General features: G+C 44.1%; 1 protein-coding gene. It reads left to right on the top strand.

Annotated elements, in window-relative coordinates; genetic code table 11:
* A partial coding sequence (locus CHA01nite_RS20385) for a peptidoglycan-binding protein LysM (protein WP_146944837.1) occupies positions 1-373 on the top strand: 373 nt, incomplete at its 5' end.
* Between the last annotated feature and the right edge of the window lie 241 nt (positions 374-614).

Raw genomic sequence — 614 nt, 5'->3', positions numbered from 1 at the left:
TGCGACGGCAGCAGACTACAATTCGGACCAGACCGTTACCAAAGCCAACTCTCTGAAAGTGACGTCAACAAAAAACTTTAATGTCAAAGTAAAAGCAGGAGGTGCTAATTTCATGAACGGAACCAACCTGATCCCTGTCAATGTTCTGACCATCAAAGCCGCAGCAGCTTCCGGAACTATGGGCGGAACAAAAAGCGCCGTTGTTTTATCGGCAACGGACCAGACTCTGGTAACCAACGCTCCGCTTGGAAGCGCATTAACTCTGAACCTGGACTACACCATCCCGGCAGCGAAATCATCTTCTTCAGACATCTTAGGGAAACCGGCCGGAACGTATACGCAGACAGTAACGTACACTGCGACAGCTTTATAAAAAACACAGCAATATATAGGTCGTCCTCAGCACTTGGAAGTGCTGAGGGCTTTTTAATTTAATGCGAATCCGATTATATTTAATAGTCAGTTAGTTATAAAAAATAGAGTAAAAAAGCCAGGTTTCCGGATAAGGATTTGAACAAAGCTCTCTCTGAAAAAATGATATTTTTTTCATCTGATGATCAGTACTTTTTAAGTAAAACCGGCACTTCCATCGTCCGGCTTCCCTCTCCCAGCCT

Origin of the sequence: Chryseobacterium hagamense (genome assembly GCF_007991455.1) — a bacterium.
GTDB classification, from domain to species: domain Bacteria; phylum Bacteroidota; class Bacteroidia; order Flavobacteriales; family Weeksellaceae; genus Chryseobacterium; species Chryseobacterium hagamense.
This window is presented reverse-complemented; position numbering and strand designations above follow the sequence as displayed.